The organism is Veronia nyctiphanis, assembly GCF_004116385.1.
Classification (GTDB): Bacteria; Pseudomonadota; Gammaproteobacteria; order Enterobacterales; family Vibrionaceae; genus Veronia; species Veronia nyctiphanis.
In genome coordinates this window covers 1-238 of record NZ_PEIB01000123.1, presented here as the reverse complement: position 1 = coordinate 238, position 238 = coordinate 1, and the positions used below count along the sequence as shown (strand labels likewise).

Annotated in this window: 1 protein-coding gene; it reads right to left on the bottom strand. The window is 64.7% G+C overall.

What is annotated here, in order from left to right; all coding sequences use genetic code 11:
* Positions 1 to 238, bottom strand: a 238-nt coding sequence (locus CS022_RS25160; RefSeq protein ID WP_161569759.1) for a hypothetical protein, incomplete at both ends; no start/stop codon positions are given.

Sequence of the window (238 nt, the reverse complement as noted above, 5' to 3'; positions counted from 1 at the left end):
TGCGAGCGATGATGTCCATCGGCTCGATCGTCTGCGCCAGCTTGCCGAGGCGATACTCGAGGAAAGGGACTGCCTCGATCGCCTCGCGGTTCAGCAAGATCTCTCCACGGCCGACTTCGGCAGCGAGGCGGACGCGCTCGACCAGACCCTTGAGGCGCGTCGCGGCGTGTCGGATCTTCTCGCTGCGAGCGATGATGTCCATCGGCTCGATCGTCTGCGCCAGCTTGCCGAGGCGATA